Below are 17,335 nucleotides of genomic sequence, written 5' to 3'. Positions count from 1 at the left end.
TTTTTTAAAGATTTAGATTTCGCAATCGTAACGCATTTACAATTACCGAAACCGAACTCAGACTCATGGCCAATGCCGCCAACATTGGCGAAAGCAAGATTCCAAATACGGGATAGAGCATTCCTGCTGCAATTGGTACCCCCAAAACATTATATATAAAAGCAAAAAATAGATTTTGCTTGATGTTTTTCATGACTGCATGACTTAGTTTTTTTGCTTTTAAAATTCCGTTTAAATCTCCTTTTACAAGTGTTATTTTAGCGCTTTTTATGGCAACATCGGTTCCGGTTCCCATTGCAATTCCAATATTCGCTTGCGCTAAAGCAGGAGCATCATTGATTCCATCCCCAGCCATGGCTACGATTTTGCCTTCGGCTTGTAAACGTTTGATTTCCTTTAATTTGTCTTCGGGAAGGCAATCGGCTTTAAAAGAGCTCAGATGTAAATCGTCTGCTACTGCTTTTGCGGTATGAATGTTATCACCTGTCATCATAATCACTTCGACACCCTGACCAATTAAATTTTTGATTGCGTTTGCGCTATTTTCTTTAATGGCATCCGTAATGCTTACATAACCCAAAACAACGTTGTCTATCGCGATATAAGAAACTGTTTTGCCTAAATTTTGTTCGGCAATAATTTTATTTTCAATTTCTTGAGAAATGGAAGCACCAACCTGAAGCATTAATTTTTTATTTCCTAATGCTACTTTTAAATTATTGACGGTTCCTATAACGCCTTTTCCGGCAACGGCTTCAAAGTCGGGAACTTCAAGAATAGTCTGATTTTTTCTTTTAGCAAATTCAACAACTGCTTGCGCCAAAGGATGCTCGCTATGTTGATTAAGTGAGGCGATATTTTGCAATAAGAAATCTCCATCATTATTTACAGCATAGATTTTTTCTACAGATGGTTTTCCTTCAGTAATTGTACCTGTTTTATCGACGATCAACACTTCTATTTTGTTCATGTTTTCTAGAGCTTCGGCATTTTTTATCAGGATTCCGTGTTGCGCTCCTTTCCCAACACCTACCATTACCGACATTGGAGTTGCCAATCCTAAAGCACATGGGCAAGCGATAATTAATACGGCAATAGCATTAATTAAACCATAAATATAAGCGGGCTCTGGACCAAATTTTACCCACACAAAAAAGGTTAGTATAGAAATTATAACAACAGTAGGAACAAAATATTTGGCCACTCGATCGGCTAATTTCTGAATCGGAGCTCTTGAGCGGCTTGCATCATTTACCATTTGAATAATTTGCGAAAGCATGGTTTCTGAACCTACTTTTTCTGCGATCATTACAAATGATTTTGTTCCGTTTATCGTTCCTGCAATCACTTTATCGCCAGATTTTTTATCCACAGGAATTGGTTCTCCAGTAATCATGGCTTCATCAATACTGCTTTCTCCGGTCGTGATTTTTCCGTCAACGGGAATTTTTTCTCCTGGTTTTACACGTAGTAAATCTCCTTTTACGATATCGTGAATAGAAATTACTTTATCTGCTCCTTCTGCTACCAAAGTTGCTTGGGTTGGGGCTAATTTTAATAATTCTTTTATAGCTCCGTTAGTTTGTCCGTGGGCTTTGGCTTCTAATAATTGTCCTAATAAGACCAAGGTGATAATAACGGTTGCGGCTTCAAAATAAAGAGGAATGGCTCCGTGATGTGATCTAAATTCAACAGGAAAAATATCTGGTAAAAACATTCCTAAAACACTAAATAAGAAGGCTACGCTGGTTCCAATTCCAATTAGTGTAAACATATTTAAATTCCAAGTAATAATCGATTTGTAAGCACGGACAAAAAACATCCAGCCTGCATAAAAAAGTACCGGAATTGAAAATAAGAATTGTACCCAATTCCATTTTGCAACAGACATTATATGGTAAATAGGGTTATTCGGAATCATTTCTGACATCGAAATAATAAAAATGGGCAGCGTAAATAATGTAGCCACCTTCATTTTCTTTGCTAAATCTTTGTAAGCTGTGTTTTCGTCTGTTTCAGAAGTTTGGATCGCAACCAAGTCCATTCCGCAAATTGGACAATCACCTGGTTCGTTCGAAACAATTTCGGGATGCATCGGGCAGGTATATTGTGCTGCCTTTTGGGTAACTTGCGGAACTAAATCCATTCCGCAAACAGGGCAATCGCCTGCTTTAGTGTACGTTTTGTCGCCTTCGCAATGCATTGGGCAATAATAAACTCCAGCGGTATTGTGATTGTGAATTGCAGTTGTTTCTTTTTTGTGAAGATGTTCAGCGTGATTTTCTTTTTTCTGAGTGGAACAGCAAGATTTAACGGGAGTTTCTGAATTTTTTTTAGAAGAATACATTTCAATAGTGTACTTTCCTACTTCGGTTAAGGCTTCCTGAAATTTTTCGGTTGGAACATGCTTCTCCATTGTGATAGTGGCCAAGGGAGGATTTAAGGTAACCTCTGCCTGAATTCCTTCAATGGTATTCAAAGTTTTTTCGACTTTGGTACGACAGCCATCGCACGACATTCCTGAAATAGTATATTGATGAGTCATTGTCTTATCTTTTAAAGTATTACAATGCAAATTTCCGAAGTAACGATTACTTAGGGTTGTATAATTTTGTGTATGATTTGTAAGATTTATGAAAAATAGATAATTACAGAAAGCTACTACGCTGTTTTATAATCTCGAAAAGTCGCAGATTCGTTTTAGCGACTTTTTGAGATATTGTTTTTACAAATTCTCAATCTGAATCCGTTTTTTGTCTTTCAACTGCTTAAAATGGGTAGGGGTAAAGCCCGTAACTTTCTTAAATTGATTGCTCAAATGTGCTACATTACTATAGTTTAAAATATCGGCAATTTCGCTAAGCGAAAGTTCATTGTAGACCAATAATTCTTTGACCTTCTCTATTTTCTGACTTATAAAATATTTTTCGATAGTGATGTTTTCGAGTTCTGAAAACAAATTACTTAATGTGCTGTAATCCTGGTGAAGGTTTTCGACCAAATAATCAGATAAGTTGATTTTGAGCTCATTATTTTTATGATGAACCAAATCGACAATAAGATTTTTTATTTTCTCGGCCGTTATACTTTTTTTATCATCTATAATATCAAAACCTATAGCTTGCAGATTTTTTAACAATATTTCTTTTTGGCTTTCAGTAATTGCCTCTTTTAGTTCAACTTGGCCCAGTTCAACAGAAATAGTAGGAAGTCCGAGTTGATCAAACTCAGACTTCACCACCATTTTACATCGACCACACACCATGTTTTTGATGTAGAGTATCATATATTTATTTGATCGTTTCTACCACATTTCCACAAGTCAACATCGAAGAACCGTAATACGGATTTTTTACTGCTTTTTCCTTGCTCAACCAGTCTGCATCCGCCATTGGGCAATGTTGTTTGTAAACTACTTCATTTGATTTAGAAACTTTTATCAAATCATAAGTGCTTTTAGTCACTGATTTAAAAGTTTCACGTTGTTTTTTAAGATCAGTACTTGTCGAAATACTTTTGGCATCAGCAGTTAATTTTTTAACCACTTTCACCCAAACGGTATGTTCATCGCTGCTCAGTTTGTCCATTTTTATGGCTGTAATTGCGGTCAGTAAATCTTTCGCTTTCGCGGAGGTTAACTTAGCATCACTTTTAATTAAGGCATCTTTTACAGTAAAATAAGCATCGTAAACAGATTGAAGTTGCGAGTCAGCGACCTCAAAAATAATGGTTTTTGATGTCTTAGTATGAGCCTGAATAGTATTGGCAGATAAAAATAATGTAAGTAGAATTGCTATAGTTGTTATTGAATTTTTCATTTTATATAAATTTTGATAGAGAATTTAAATCATTCTCGAAATTAATAATTTTAGTTTAAAATTGTAATTGAGCGTTATTGTCTCAAAAAGGAATAGATGCCAAAATCTAATGTTTTTTGCTAGCGTTTTGCTTCATAAACACAATTATGGCTGTTACGAATGCAATTATTTTATTTTTGGTAGCAACCAAATAGAAGGAAAACCAGCAGAAATAGAAGCAGTTTTATGGTATGAAACAGATTTTTCTGAAGAAAAATTAAAGAGATTATTTGTGAATTCAAATTTGTTTTCTGCGACCAAACTAAATAGCGTAGCCGTTGTTGTACAGTTTGTATGATCACATTTTCCGTTGCAACCGTGCTGATCTTTGTCAGAATCATGATTTTGTGTGCAACATTCTTTTTTGCCAGCAGTTGTTTTTTCTTCGCTTGAAGTCATTTTCTGCTCACATGATTTTTTTTCAGATTTTTTTTCGCAAGCAAAACTCATATTGGGCATCAAAGAGAAGCCAAGAGCTAAGACAAAAAACAATATGTAAATTCTTTTTAGCAATGAAAATGTTTTGAATGACAAAGTTAGATATTTTTTTTGAGAGCTGCTATCTTTTTAAGATTTCAAATGTTACGTTTTTAACATCAGCAGGTTTTATCTTTTTTATTCTTATCGATATGTAAATCAGAATAGCTTTTTCTTGAATGTAAACCCGTAAACCATTTTTTGATGTAGAATGAATTGTGTAAAATGTCTTTTCGATTAAGTTGTTCTCTAGTTAGAATTGTAATTGTAAATCTTCTCTTAATATTATAATTAAAGTTTATTTAGATAATCATAAAATGATCCATTGTTTAAATTAATAATTGGCAAGAACAAAAACCTGATAATATGATAATATTTTATTGTGTAATCGATTGTTTTTTCACTTTAAATGTAGTAAATGGTGAAATAATAAAAAGATATTTAATATTTATTTGCTATTTAAATTACACATGTCATATAAATAAGCTAATTTATTTCTAATTGTTAAATTATTTTATGAAATTTTTGTGAATTTTTACTTTTCGTATAAAAAAAATATTTATGTTTGTGCAATCGATTACATAAATTGATTTTAAGATAAAATGATACTATTTACTGTTGTTACATGCTTCAGAGAATTAGAAAAAACAATGTTACTATAACGTAATAGCTGTTTTTTAAACAGAAATAGCAAAAAATAAGGAAAATAAAAACCAATAACAGATTAATAACTTAAACAATAAACCATGAATTGTAAAGATTTATTTAATAAAGGAACAAATTGTTGTTTTGCAATTGTTTTCTTGCTTTGCTTACTGGCGAGCAATAAAATGAATGCGCAGAATCTAACCCTAGAAGGTACTGTTAAAGATGCCACAGGTATGAGCTTACCAGGTGTTAATATTTTAGAAAAAGGAACAAATAATGGTGTTTCTACTGATTTTGACGGACGCTATAAATTAAAACTTACCAGTCCAAAAGCAGTGGTGACTTTTTCATTCATAGGTTTTAAAACGAAAGAAGTTGTTGCTGCAGGTAAAACTAAAGCAGATATTGTGCTGCTTGAAGATTCTAATGCATTAAATGAAGTTGTAGTCGTAGGATACAGCAGCGTAAAAAAATCTGATTTAACGGGTTCGGTTGCTACAATTTCTGGAAATGATTTAAGAAAAAATCCAGTTGCAAATTTAGCTGAGGCACTTACAGGCCGTGTTGCAGGTGTACAAGTCACTTCATCTGAGGGATCTCCGGATTCTGATATAAAAATTAGAATTCGTGGAGGTACGTCACTAACTCAAGATAGCGCTCCACTTATTTTAGTAGATGGGTTTCCGGTAAACAGTATGAATGATGTTGCAGCGGCAGATGTAGAATCTCAAACTATTTTAAAAGATGCTTCGGCTACCGCAATCTATGGTTCGAGAGGTGCAAATGGAGTTATTCTTATCACGACTAAAAGAGGTAAAAATGGAGCTTTGTCTGTCAACTATAATATGTTTTATGGCATGAAAAATTTGGCCAATCAAATTGATGTGCTTCCAACTGAAGATTTTGTAAAATGGCAATATGAATATGCTTTACTTGACGGAACTAACGGAGATGTAAGTTCTTATGAAAAATACTTTGGCAAATGGCAAGATAGAGATTTATACAATGGTGTAAAAGGCGATAATTGGCAAAAGCAAATTTATGGACGTACGGGAGAAGTGCAAAGCCGTGATTTAGGAATACGTGGTGGTTCTGATAAATTCAGTTTTAATTTTAATTATGCACATTATGATGAAAAAGCAATTATGGTGGGTTCTGATTTTAACAGAAACAACTTATCATTGGCTTTAAACAGTAAAGCTTCAGACAAAGTAGATCTTGCTTTTACAGTACGTTATTCTGATACCGAAATAAATGGTGGTGGAGTTAACGAACAAAGAGAGGTTTCTTCTGCAGATGCCCGTTTGCGTCACAGTGTTGGTTATTCTCCAATTCCGCTACCAGGTTTAACAACAGATAACACAGACGAAGCGCTTTCCAGCTATCTTGTAAATCCTTTTGTGGCTGTTACAGATACAGATCGTCAGCAGCTTAGAAAAAACTTCAATATGTTAGGAAGTCTTTCTTGGAAAATAATTGATAATCTTCAATTTAAAACAGAATTAGGAGCAGATAATTATAATTATCAGGATTATCGTTTTTACGGACGCAGTACGTATTATGTGAGTAACATACCATCTTCAGAAAATCAAGGAATGCCTGCGCTAACTATTGGGGATCGTAAGGATTACAGATTTAGAAATGCCAATACACTTAGTTATGATTTCAAAAAAGTAATAGGAGAAAATCATCATTTAAAAGTTCTTGGTGGACAAGAGATGATTAATTCGCGTTCAAACGAAGTATTTACTACCATTCATGGTTTTCCAAAACTTTTTGACTTTGATACAGCACAAAAACTGACTACTCAGGGAAAACCAAATTCTGTCGATAATTATTACAGTCCAGACGATAAATTACTTTCGTTTTTTGGTAGTATGAATTATGATTTTAAAGATCGTTATTTATTAACAGCTACTTATCGTGCCGATGGATCTAGCAGATTTTTAGGTGGTAATCGTTGGGGGTATTTTCCAGCAGCAGCTGTAGCTTGGAAACTTTCGGAAGAGAGCTTCTTGAAAAACTCTTCTTGGATTAATTTGTTAAAACTGAGATTGAGTTATGGAGAGGCTGGAAACAATAACATTCCAGTAGGACAAACAGTTCAGAATTTTGATTCTTCAACAACTACTTGGATTAACGGAGTAAATAGTTTCTTGGCTGCTTCTAAAACATTGGCTAATCCAGATTTGAAATGGGAGACAACTGTAACGCAAAATTTAGGTCTTGATTTTGACTTTTTTAAAAGCCGTGTAACAGGATCTTTAGAGGTTTATAAAAATGTAACCAAAGACCTTTTAATTCTCTTTCCAGTAGCTGGAACGGGTTATGATAATCAATACAGAAATATGGGAGAAACTCAAAATAAAGGTTTTGAGGCTACTTTGAATGTTGTGGCTCTGGAAAGACCTAATTATGGGGTGAGTTTTTCTTTTAATATTGGTGTGAATGAAAACAGAATTAACTCTCTTGGAGTGATGAGTGACTTTGGTACAAACACCAACTGGGCATCTACTCAAATTGGCAATGACTATACAGTAAGAGTGGGTTCTCCAATAGGTTTGATGTACGGTTACAAAAATGATGGTCGCTACGAAGTGTCAGACTTTGATTATAATGCAGGAGTTTATACCCTGAGAGCGGGTGTTGCAAATGCTTCAACCGTTGTAGGGAATGTACAGCCAGGTTATATGAAATTGAAAGATATCAACGGAGACGGTTTGGTAAATAATAGTGATCTTACCATCATTGGAAATGCCAATCCAAAAAGTACAGGAGGTTTTGCAATTAATGCCAATGCTTACGGATTTGATCTTTCGGCTGCATTCAACTACAGTATCGGAAATGATATTTATAACGCAAATAAAATTGAATTCACTACTTCTAACGAAAATGGTCAGTACAGAAATTTAAGTTCGGAAATGGCCGATGGTAAAAGATGGACTAATTTAGATACAGAAACGGGTCAATTGGTTACAGATCCTGCAGCTTTAACAGCACTTAATGCCAACACTACTATGTGGTCTCCGTATATGAACCGCTTCGTTTTTAGTGACTGGGCAGTTGAAGATGGTTCTTTTTTAAGACTGAATACACTTACATTAGGATATACTTCGCCAAGTTCTTTGGTTAAAGCTTTGCATGCTACAAAATTACGCGCTTACGTAACAGCAACAAATGTTTTTGTTCTTACCAATTATTCAGGTCCAGACCCAGAGGTTTCTACAAGAAGAAATACTCCACTTACGCCAGGTGTTGATTATTCAGCATATCCACGTAGTAGACAATTTGTTTTTGGTTTAAACCTTAGTTTCTAATTAAAATAATTTTCGAAATATGAAAAATAAAATAATAATAGCGGGATTAATTATAGCAAGTCTTTTTACTTCTTGTCAAGATGATTATCTGGATGCTCCGGCAAAATCAACTCTGGACGAATCAGTCATTTTTTCTACACCAGATTTAGCCGAAGGTGCGATAGATGGAATAAAAGTGCCGTTTGCAGAAACCAACTCTTACAGAGGTCGTTTTCTTCCTCTTTATGGATTAAATACCGATACCGAATGGTACAATACTTCTCAAACTGCCGGTGATGCTGCCGATTTATGTGTTTATGATGCAAAGACTATTAATTCTCAAATGAATACAACTAACAATGCTTGGGCAATGATGTATTCCGGAATCGAACGTGCTAATATCTGTATTCGTGGTTTACGTACTTATGGAGATCCACGACCTGGAACAGAACTTGGTTATTTATTAGGAGAAGCGCTAACGCTAAGAGCAATTTATTATGCTGATTTGATTAAAGCCTGGGGAGATGTTCCTGCACGTTTTGAACCCATTTCTACAGCGACTATTTATTTGCCTAAATCAAGTCGTGATGTAGTTTACAAACAAATTATCGCCGATTTAGGAGAAGCTGCTACCTTGGTTCCTTGGCCAGGCGAAACTGCAGCTACAAGTTCTGTAGAAAGAATTAATAAAGCTTTTGTAAAAGGATTTCGCGCCCGTTTAGCTCTTGCTGCAAGCGGATTTCAACAATATCCTGACGGAATAAGAAGAAGCACCGACCCTGAACTTTCAGTTGGAAACATGTATGGTTTGGCATTAAGCGAAGCCCGATCTGTAATTGCCAGTGGAAAAGCTAGTTTAGAATCTTCATTTGAAAATTTCTGGAGAAAATACAATCAGGAAAATACTACCGCAGGAGGAGAATCTCTTTGGGAACTTCCTTTTGCTGATGGTAGAGGTAGAATGTTATTTAGTTTTGCGGTTCGCCACACAACAAACGACCAATTTCATGCCAATGGTGCAAACCGTGGTGGTACTGCCGGACCACTTCCGCATGTATTTTACGATTATGATCAAACAGATACTCGTAGAGATGTTACTTGTGTTCCTTATAAATATGGTACCGCAGTAAACGGAATTGCAAAACAAGAATTAGGCGCTTTAAATACCTGGTATTTTGGTAAATATCGCTATGAGTGGATGATCCGTTTTGTTACTTCAACGAATGATGATGGTGTTAATAAAATTTACATGCGTTATGCGGAAGTACTTTTAATTGCTGCAGAAGCGGCTAACGAATTAGAAGGTCCAGCAGCAGCAGCTCCTTACTTAAAAGCAATAAGAAGACGTGCTTTTGCTCCAGCCAATCAGGCAGTAAAAGTAGATGCTTACGTAGATGCCTTGACAGATAAACAGTCTATGTTTAATGCTCTTGTAGAAGAAAATAAATTTGAGTTTACTGGTGAAATGGAACGTAAGCAAGCACTTATTCGTTGGAATTTGCTAAAAACAAAATTAGATCAGGCAAAACAAAAAATGGCAGATTTAGCTGCGCACACAGGGGAGTACCAAGATGTACCTGCTACTTTGTATTACAAGTTTAAAGCTGATAATGTAACTCTTGATATTTATGGATTGAATAGAGGAGAAAATACAAATCCGGGTGTGGAGTATACTTCTTTTGCTTGGGATAATTTAAATGCTGCTAAGGTTGCATCACTTTACAAAGCAGGTGTAAATCCGGATAACAGACAATTCTGGCCAATCTGGCAAGTATTTATTGACGGAAGCAACGGTCAATTGACTAATGATTACGGTTATTAGAATTTTAAAAAGAAATAATAAATTATAAGTTATTATGATTATGAAAACAAAATATGTAATAAAAGGAATAATAGCCACAGTATTGCTAACGTTTATTTTCTCTAACACTAGTTGTGAAAGTTATACGGAGGAATTAAATGATGGCATTGGAAATACAAGAGAGTTTTCTCCTATCGGACTTGATGCAAAAATTAGAAATCAAACTTTTGTTGAGTTAAACTGGACTGTAAACGAAGCAGCAGATCATTATGTTGTGCAATTTAGTGCCGACGATCCTGACTTTAAGACTATTTTTAAAACAGTTGAGGTAACAGGTGACAAATTGCCTCTAAGAGTACAATTAGAAGGAGAAACCGTTTATTCGATAAGAGTAAAAGCAATCACTACAGGATTGGAAGATTCTAAATGGTCTGTGACTACTGCCACTACACTATCTGAGCAGCTTTTTATTGCTTCTATAGATGGAGATATTGATGCAAAGCAAGCGACTTTAAGATGGTTGCCAAATAGTAATGTAACAGAAATTGTCTTAAATCCTGGTGCAATAAAACATACGATTACTGCCGAAGAAAAAGTGAGCGGTATTGCAGTTGTTACAGGACTAACAGCAGAGACGTTGTATACAGCAGACTTACTTAACGGAACCAAAAAAAGAGGAACTAAAGATTTTACAACTGGTATTGACATCGGAACTGGTATTCTGGTAAAATCAACAGATGATTTATTGCAAAAAATCGCTCAGGCAGCATCAGGAGCTATCCTAGTTTTGGAACCAGGTGATTATACCCAAGCCAATCAAACTGGAGAAATTACTTTAAATAAATCAATAACATTAAGAGGATTACGTAGTTTTAACAAACCAAAACTTCATGTAAACTTTCTTATGACCACGGGAGCGGGTGACGTAAGTTTAATTGATTTGGATTTAAAAGGAGATAAAATAGTTGGGACAACTCAAGTTTCAGTTGTAAAATACAATAATAACACTGTCACTTATGGTGCTCTTTTATTTAGTGGTTGTAATATACATGATTACGGCGTATCCTTAATTAGCGCAAACTTAAATGCTGCCAAAATTCCTTCTATAATCGTAGAAAATAGTATAATTACAAATGTATTAACAAGTGGTGGAGAGTTTATAGATGTTAGAGGTTCTCATGTAGGACAACTTACTCTTAAAAATAGTACGTTCAATAATTGTGCGACAGCAAGAGCTTTTATTCGTTTGGATGCTGGTTTAACAGGGCTAACGGCTAATATATTGATTGATGCATGCACTATATCTAATCCAAATATGTTAGGTACTGCTGCTTTTTCACTTTTATATGCTCGTTTTGTTTCCAATGTAATAACAGTTAGAAAAACATTGTTTGCAAACACACCAGCACCTTATACAAGAGAGATTGTAACCGCAAACCCAACTTTTACAGGTAATAATTATTTCAATTCACCAAATTTAAATGGTAATCCTAACGCGCTCGCAAATAATAGACCTGACGCTGCTGGAACAGCTTTAGATCCACAATTTGTTAGTGCCGCAACGGGTGATTTTACAGTTAAAAATCAAACTTTAATCGACAATCAAGTTGGAGATCCACGTTGGAGACAATAATATTTTTTGAGAATTAGTAATTTAAAAAGGGGATGCAGCAATGCTCCCCTTTTTGTATTATGACTTTTTTAATAATATAACCTAAAATCGAGTAGTTTACAAAGGGCATAATGCTTTTCATACAAAGCTTCTACGATATCTACAACATCATCATATTCCTGACATAAACTAAAAAATGTTTTGTCGAGAGTGCTGCAACTAGCAATTTTATTGTAGCTGGATCCATAGCCAGAAATAGCATAAGCCCCCGTAATATCTAAGAAATATTGTGATTCTTCCGGATTTAAATCTAATATTTTTGTGTTGGCAAAATGAATGATCTTCCCGCGCATTTTTCCTTCAAATAATTCAGCTATTTCTTCTAAGCTGTAGTAATAATCATGAAGGCAAATGTTGTTTTCCTGTCCTTTCATCACCAAATAAATGATTTCGTAATCCTTAAAATTATGATCGTGATAAAGTAATGCTTGTAAGCTTTCTTCTAATCCTTCGATAGTATCGCAGGTTTTATAAATACTGTTAATACCTTGGTCAAATGCAACTTCTTCCAGGTTTTTCATCACTAGGGTAGTTGTGCTTGTTTCTACGTCTGGAACTCCTTCCAGACAAAAAATAAATTTATCAGAATCCATACAATTGTATTTTTCTATTCGTGAAGAAAAGCATCACGATGATTTGGTTAACACAAAAGTATTTTTTATTGCTATAAAGCCCTACATCGAAATGTTTTTTAACTATTTTTTTATCATAAAATAGTAGAAGAAATACAATAGTGATTAAGGTGCTATCTTAAATTTAAATAATGGAGATAAAGCGATTTATTTGTATGAATAATAAACGGCTACTTAAAAATATAAAGTGCTTAGGAATATTAGCCTGCTCGATTTAGGATTTTTAATTTCTTCCACCATTTTTGTTTAATTTGTGGGGTATTATAGAGTGTCTTCGGTATTTTAATGGGTCTTTTATGACCGCATGCGGCACAAAAAGATGCTTTTGGAGTTCTATAAGGTTTAGAACAATTTTCACATGGTGGGCCGTATTGTTTGATCCTGTGATGCATTATGCTATTGCATTCGGTTGGTCTGACACCGGTTAATTCAAAATAGTAATCTAATACATCTTTAAAACGTTCCTCTCTTGTCATATTGCAGGTTCCTGTTGCAAAACCCGTGCGATAGAGCTTTGTCGCAACCGCAAATTCTTCCTCATTTAGCATAGGAACTTCTGTTTTGCATCTCCAACACCAAAGTTTTTTCATGGTTATATTGTTTGTAGATTTAGTTAAGGAACAATTTTTTATGTTTATGACTTTACGTTACTGCTTTATAATTCAAAATTCTTTTTAGGTTTAATCGCCTGAATACAAAAATCGATTTTATTGCAAACAAATTAGCAGGTAGAAATACGTGTTTTTGAGTTTGCAATAGAAAAAACAAATAAAAAAGGTGTTTTGATATTTTTTAAGTTTTTAAGATTGATTTTCAAACTATTATCAGGTAATAGTAATTTGGAAAAGAACCAGCTAGCAAAATGTGATATAAAAAAAAGAGGCTTTAAAAAAGCCTCTTTTGTATTTAATGTTTTCCGTTTCCTTTACCATGACCTTTATTGCCATGATTATCGTTGCCTTTATGTTCCTTATTATTTCCTTTGCCGGGTTTTTGTCCAATCGTTTTTTGGGGTTTCCCTTTATAACCTTTTGCATATTTTACTTTGTGGGTTTTAAAATTATAGTACGGATCATTTCCTCTATAATCTTTCAGAACTACTTTATATCCATTATAAAGATCATAATTTCGATAAGCAGATGGGAGTGATCGGGTTCTTACCCATTTTCCGTTACGGCTGTATACATAATTAGATGTGTTAACGTCATAATAGGTTTCGAGATCAGGCAAATAATAATAGCGGACATCTGTATACCCTGCAGGGCCCCATGCTGGTGGCGTTCCAATATTGACATTTACAGAGACCTGAGCCTCTACGTTGCTAAAAGAAAGGAATAACATCCCTATCAAAAAAATCTTTATCAGTTTCATAATTTTTAACTTTATTAGTTAATATAACCGTATAAATACAAAAACCAAGCCTAGATTTTTATATTATTGCATAATTTTTTAATTATTCTTATTTTTTATCTAATGTCGGGACAAAAGAAATAATATAACCCTTCTTTTTTTTTGAGTTTTACGAAATTAGAACCTTCAATATCAGTAAATTGATTTTTTATTTGAGATTGATTTTTTTTACTCCTCCAAAATTTGTTTTTAAAAATTCTCGTATTTGAAATTGTGTTTTATTTCGGGTACTATTTTTCCACTCGTTCATATCGTAAATATGAATTTGCTGGGCGTTTGGATTGGTAAGAAATGAAATACGTGCTATAGAATATTTGTATTTCTTTATGCTGTTTGTAACATGCCGATTAGGAACCACAATTAGAATATTTTCCCAGTTAAGGTAATTTTTTGCGATATCTTCTCGCTCTTCCAATCCCAGAGAAGCAAAAAAAGCTATTATTTTTTCATCATTTAATTTGTCAATCTTTTTGTCAATTTCTTTAAAAAGATCCTGTAGCGCATTTTCATCTGTAATACCGTCCATTGCTAAAGATTTTATTTTTTAAATTCTAAATAAAATTACTTTAAATAATCATTAATTATGAAACGATAGTTGTTAGAATGATTCTAAATTTTAGAACAAGGTAGTTTTGATCCTATCTTCAATTCGATTGAGTATGTAAAGGATATCAAGCTTAGTAGATTTTTCAATTTCAGCAGAATTTTTGCCCAATTCTGAAGCTAAAAAAAGAGTTCTAACGAGCGATTTTGATTTAGACGAGTGTTTTTTTGTTGCTTTAAATAATTAAGGTTTTTAGTTAGTACCAAGTATTTTCCTCATTAGAATATTCAAATTAAATGGCAAAACCCAATAAAAAACCCCTAATCAATTGATGACTAGGGGTTTGTTTTTGTAGCGAGGACGGGAGTTGAACCCGTGACCTCAGGGTTATGAATCCTGCGCTCTAACCAACTGAGCTACCTCGCCAAGACTGCATGAGGAATCAATCCCTCATTGCGGGTGCAAATATAAAAATTATATTAAAGCTGACAAGCATAAATCGAAGAAAAAAAAATATTTTTAAAAAAGCTTTTTTTTTGAACATATATTCTTATATTTCAAAAAAATTAAAAGTAGTCCATGGATTCAAAAATACGTTACGAAATCGAGTTCCCGATCAATTCTTCGCCGCAATTATTGTATCAATATATATCAACTCCATCTGGTTTGTCAGAGTGGTTTGCCGATAATGTAAATTCGAGAGGAGAGTTTTTTACTTTTATCTGGAACGACTCACAAGAAAAAGCGCGTTTGGCATCAAAAAAAACAGGAGAAAAGGTAAAATTTAAATGGGTTGATGATAGCAGTAAGGACACAGAATATTTCTTTGAATTGCATATTTTGGTAGATGAGCTAACCAAAGATGTCTCATTGATGGTAGTAGATTTTGCAGAAAAAGAAGAAATTGGTGAGGCCAAACAATTGTGGGAGAATCAAATCTCAGACTTAAAACATCTTATAGGATCTGTTTAGTAAAAGTCTATTTTATAGTTTATATTTGCCCTGAACAAAATTCAGGGTTTTTTTATGATTAATTTTAACGGAAATATAGTAGATCAGAATGATAATATATTAACTCAAAATCGTGCTTTCTTGTATGGTGATGGCGTTTTTGAAACACTAAAAATTATTAACAGCAAAATACTATTTCTTGAAGACCATTATTTTAGATTAATGGCTGCAATGCGCGTAGTTAGAATGGAAATTCCGATGAATTTTACCATGGAATACCTCGAAGAGCAAATTTTGAAATTGGCGCATCAAAATGCTGTTTCCGATTCTGCAAGAGCAAGAATTACTGTTTTTCGCAACGATGGAGGTTTGTATTTGCCTCTTACAAATGAGGTTTCTTTTTTAATACAGGCTTCTTCGCTCGAAAATACTTTGTATCCTGTGCATACAAATGCTTACGAGGTCGATTTGTACAAAGATTTCTATGTTTCAAAACAATTGCTGTCTTCTATAAAATCGACCAATAAAATGATCAATATTACAGGTAGTATTTTTGCACACGAAAATGGTTTAGATAATTGTATTTTGCTTAATGATGCTAAAAACGTTGTAGAAGCGCTACAAGGTAATTTGTTTATGGTTTTGGAGAAAAAACTTATTACACCGCCTGTTTCAGAAGGTTGTCTGAATGGAGTGATGCGTAAACAAATTTTAGCTTTGGCTAAAAAAATAAAAGACTTAGAGGTTGTTGAAGAAGTTATTTCTCCATTTGATCTTCAAAAAGCAGACGAGTTATTTTTGACAAATGTAATCACAGGAATACAGCCGATAACCCAATATCGAAAAAAGGAATTTAAAACTGATTTGGCGCATTTATTATTGCAAAAGCTAAACGAATCCCTATCTGAAAATTAATTCAGATAAGGGTTTTCAGGAGCATTAGACCATATTAGATAATCGCCGCCAAGCTCAATAATCTGTTCTTTCCAGAAATGAGTGGTAGATTTTCCGATAATCTTGTTCTTATAACTATTGTTGGTGATGATCCAAGAGTTGCCTTGCATTTCGTTTTCAAGCTGGTTTTCGTCCCAACCAGTGTATCCTAAGAAAAAGCGGATATTATTTTTACTAATAGATCCGTTATTTATTAAGTCCTTCGTGGATTCAAAGTCACCTCCCCAATAAATGCCATTTGAAATTTCAACACTATTCGGAATCAAATCAGGAATATTGTGAATAAAATACAAATTGTCTTGCTCTACAGGCCCTCCGTTATATATCTTAAAGGTCGCTTCGATTTCAGGAATTAAGTCATTAATGGTATATTTTAATGGCTTATTGATAATGAAACCTATTGATCCTTCTTTGTTATGGTCTGCTAATAAAATTACCGATCTATTAAATGATAAATCTCCAATTATCGAAGGTTCGGCTATAAGCAGGTGTCCTTTTTTTAATTTTTCTGAAATCATACGGCTACAATTTTTATTAAATTTAATAATAAAAATTTTAAAAACCCAAAGAAAACCAATAAACTGCATAAAAAAAAACCTTCCAGAAGGAAGGTTTTGACTATATTAAAAGCGTAATAAACTAATTATTAGTTTACTGCACCTTCTAATTCAGCTCCAGCTTTGAATTTTACAACATTCTTAGCAGCGATTTGAATAGTTTTTCCAGTTTGAGGATTTCTACCGTCTCTAGCAGCTCTAGCAGATACTGACCATGATCCAAAACCTACCAATGATACTCTTCCACCTTTTTTCAAAGTAGTACCTACGTTCCCTAAAAATGACTCTAAAGCTAATTTTGCCGCAGCTTTTGTGATTCCTGCATCAGCAGCGATAGCATCGATTAATTCTGATTTGTTCATAATAATTTAGTTATTAATTGTTGGTTAAAAAAAATTGTTAATACACAAATTTAGGAGGAAATCCGTTCCTTGCAAGTGTTTTCTCTAAATTTAGCAATAATTGTTAATAACTTGCTTTTTTTGTTCATAACACCGTCAGTTTTATCACCAAATACAGGTAGAAACCCCTGTTTT

General features: G+C 33.9%; 15 protein-coding genes and 1 tRNA gene. 5 read left to right on the top strand and 11 right to left on the bottom strand.

Translation table 11 applies throughout. The features are described from left to right. Positions 1 to 4: 4 nt before the first annotated feature. From LNP22_RS01290 to LNP22_RS01275, 4 genes are all read right to left on the bottom strand, one after another. Positions 5 to 2,545 (bottom strand): heavy metal translocating P-type ATPase, encoded by a 2,541-nt coding sequence (locus LNP22_RS01290; protein WP_229974963.1) that lies wholly within the window; start codon positions 2,543 to 2,545, stop codon positions 5 to 7. A gap of 180 nt (positions 2,546 to 2,725) precedes the next feature. Then, positions 2,726 to 3,286, bottom strand: a complete 561-nt coding sequence (locus LNP22_RS01285) for a helix-turn-helix domain-containing protein (RefSeq protein WP_229974962.1) — start codon at positions 3,284 to 3,286, stop codon at positions 2,726 to 2,728. 4 nt (positions 3,287 to 3,290) lie between these two features. Beyond that, positions 3,291 to 3,818 carry a DUF3347 domain-containing protein gene (locus tag LNP22_RS01280; protein WP_229974961.1) on the bottom strand — a complete coding sequence of 176 codons (528 nt, stop codon included), beginning with the start codon at positions 3,816 to 3,818 and terminating at the stop codon, positions 3,291 to 3,293. A gap of 165 nt (positions 3,819 to 3,983) precedes the next feature. Continuing rightward, a complete protein-coding gene (locus tag LNP22_RS01275) occupies positions 3,984 to 4,370 on the bottom strand; it encodes a hypothetical protein (protein WP_229974960.1) in 387 nt (128 codons plus the stop codon). A gap of 710 nt (positions 4,371 to 5,080) precedes the next feature. On the opposite strand from LNP22_RS01275, the gene LNP22_RS01270 reads away from it, so the two are divergent. From LNP22_RS01270 to LNP22_RS01260, 3 genes are read left to right on the top strand one after another with little or no spacing between them, the layout of a single operon-like run. Next, complete coding sequence (locus tag LNP22_RS01270; protein WP_229974959.1) at positions 5,081 to 8,299, top strand: SusC/RagA family TonB-linked outer membrane protein; 3,219 nt, start codon at positions 5,081 to 5,083, stop codon at positions 8,297 to 8,299. 19 nt (positions 8,300 to 8,318) lie between these two features. Continuing rightward, complete coding sequence (locus tag LNP22_RS01265; protein ID WP_229974958.1) at positions 8,319 to 10,100, top strand: RagB/SusD family nutrient uptake outer membrane protein; 1,782 nt, start codon at positions 8,319 to 8,321, stop codon at positions 10,098 to 10,100. A gap of 40 nt (positions 10,101 to 10,140) precedes the next feature. After that, a complete protein-coding gene (locus LNP22_RS01260; protein ID WP_229974957.1) occupies positions 10,141 to 11,712 on the top strand; it encodes a DUF4957 domain-containing protein in 1,572 nt (523 codons plus the stop codon). Positions 11,713 to 11,780: 68 nt separating this feature from the next. Here LNP22_RS01260 and LNP22_RS01255 read toward each other — a convergent pair whose 3' ends face one another. From LNP22_RS01255 to LNP22_RS01235, 5 genes are all read right to left on the bottom strand, one after another. Beyond that, positions 11,781 to 12,344, bottom strand: coding sequence for a DUF6642 family protein (locus LNP22_RS01255; protein ID WP_229974956.1), 564 nt, complete (start codon positions 12,342 to 12,344; stop codon positions 11,781 to 11,783). A gap of 239 nt (positions 12,345 to 12,583) precedes the next feature. Further along, complete coding sequence (locus LNP22_RS01250) at positions 12,584 to 12,973, bottom strand: hypothetical protein (RefSeq protein ID WP_229974955.1); 390 nt, start codon at positions 12,971 to 12,973, stop codon at positions 12,584 to 12,586. A gap of 316 nt (positions 12,974 to 13,289) precedes the next feature. Continuing rightward, positions 13,290 to 13,754: a hypothetical protein gene (locus LNP22_RS01245; protein WP_229974954.1), complete on the bottom strand. Its 465-nt coding sequence runs from the start codon at positions 13,752 to 13,754 to the stop codon at positions 13,290 to 13,292. 187 nt (positions 13,755 to 13,941) lie between these two features. Then, positions 13,942 to 14,319 (bottom strand): hypothetical protein, encoded by a 378-nt coding sequence (locus tag LNP22_RS01240; RefSeq protein WP_229974953.1) that lies wholly within the window; start codon positions 14,317 to 14,319, stop codon positions 13,942 to 13,944. Between the two features lie 370 nt (positions 14,320 to 14,689). Continuing rightward, positions 14,690 to 14,763 (bottom strand) — tRNA-Met (locus tag LNP22_RS01235). Between the two features lie 153 nt (positions 14,764 to 14,916). Here LNP22_RS01235 and LNP22_RS01230 point away from each other — a divergent pair. Both LNP22_RS01230 and LNP22_RS01225 read left to right on the top strand, forming a co-directional pair. After that, positions 14,917 to 15,309: an START-like domain-containing protein gene (locus LNP22_RS01230; RefSeq protein WP_229974952.1), complete on the top strand. Its 393-nt coding sequence runs from the start codon at positions 14,917 to 14,919 to the stop codon at positions 15,307 to 15,309. A gap of 54 nt (positions 15,310 to 15,363) precedes the next feature. Beyond that, positions 15,364 to 16,203, top strand: a complete 840-nt coding sequence (locus tag LNP22_RS01225) for an aminotransferase class IV (protein ID WP_229974951.1) — start codon at positions 15,364 to 15,366, stop codon at positions 16,201 to 16,203. On the opposite strand, the gene LNP22_RS01220 is transcribed toward LNP22_RS01225, so the two are convergent. Both LNP22_RS01220 and LNP22_RS01215 read right to left on the bottom strand, forming a co-directional pair. Further along, positions 16,200 to 16,760, bottom strand: coding sequence for a YqgE/AlgH family protein (locus LNP22_RS01220; RefSeq protein WP_210667554.1), 561 nt, complete (start codon positions 16,758 to 16,760; stop codon positions 16,200 to 16,202). The two genes, LNP22_RS01225 and LNP22_RS01220, sit on opposite strands and share 4 nt — an antisense overlap. Before the next feature lie 128 nt (positions 16,761 to 16,888). Beyond that, positions 16,889 to 17,161, bottom strand: coding sequence for an HU family DNA-binding protein (locus LNP22_RS01215; protein ID WP_031456994.1), 273 nt, complete (start codon positions 17,159 to 17,161; stop codon positions 16,889 to 16,891). Positions 17,162 to 17,335: the final 174 nt, after the last annotated feature.

The sequence above is a fragment of the Flavobacterium flavipigmentatum genome (assembly GCF_020911905.1).
Lineage (GTDB): Bacteria > Bacteroidota > Bacteroidia > Flavobacteriales > Flavobacteriaceae > Flavobacterium > Flavobacterium flavipigmentatum.
This window is presented reverse-complemented; position numbering and strand designations above follow the sequence as displayed.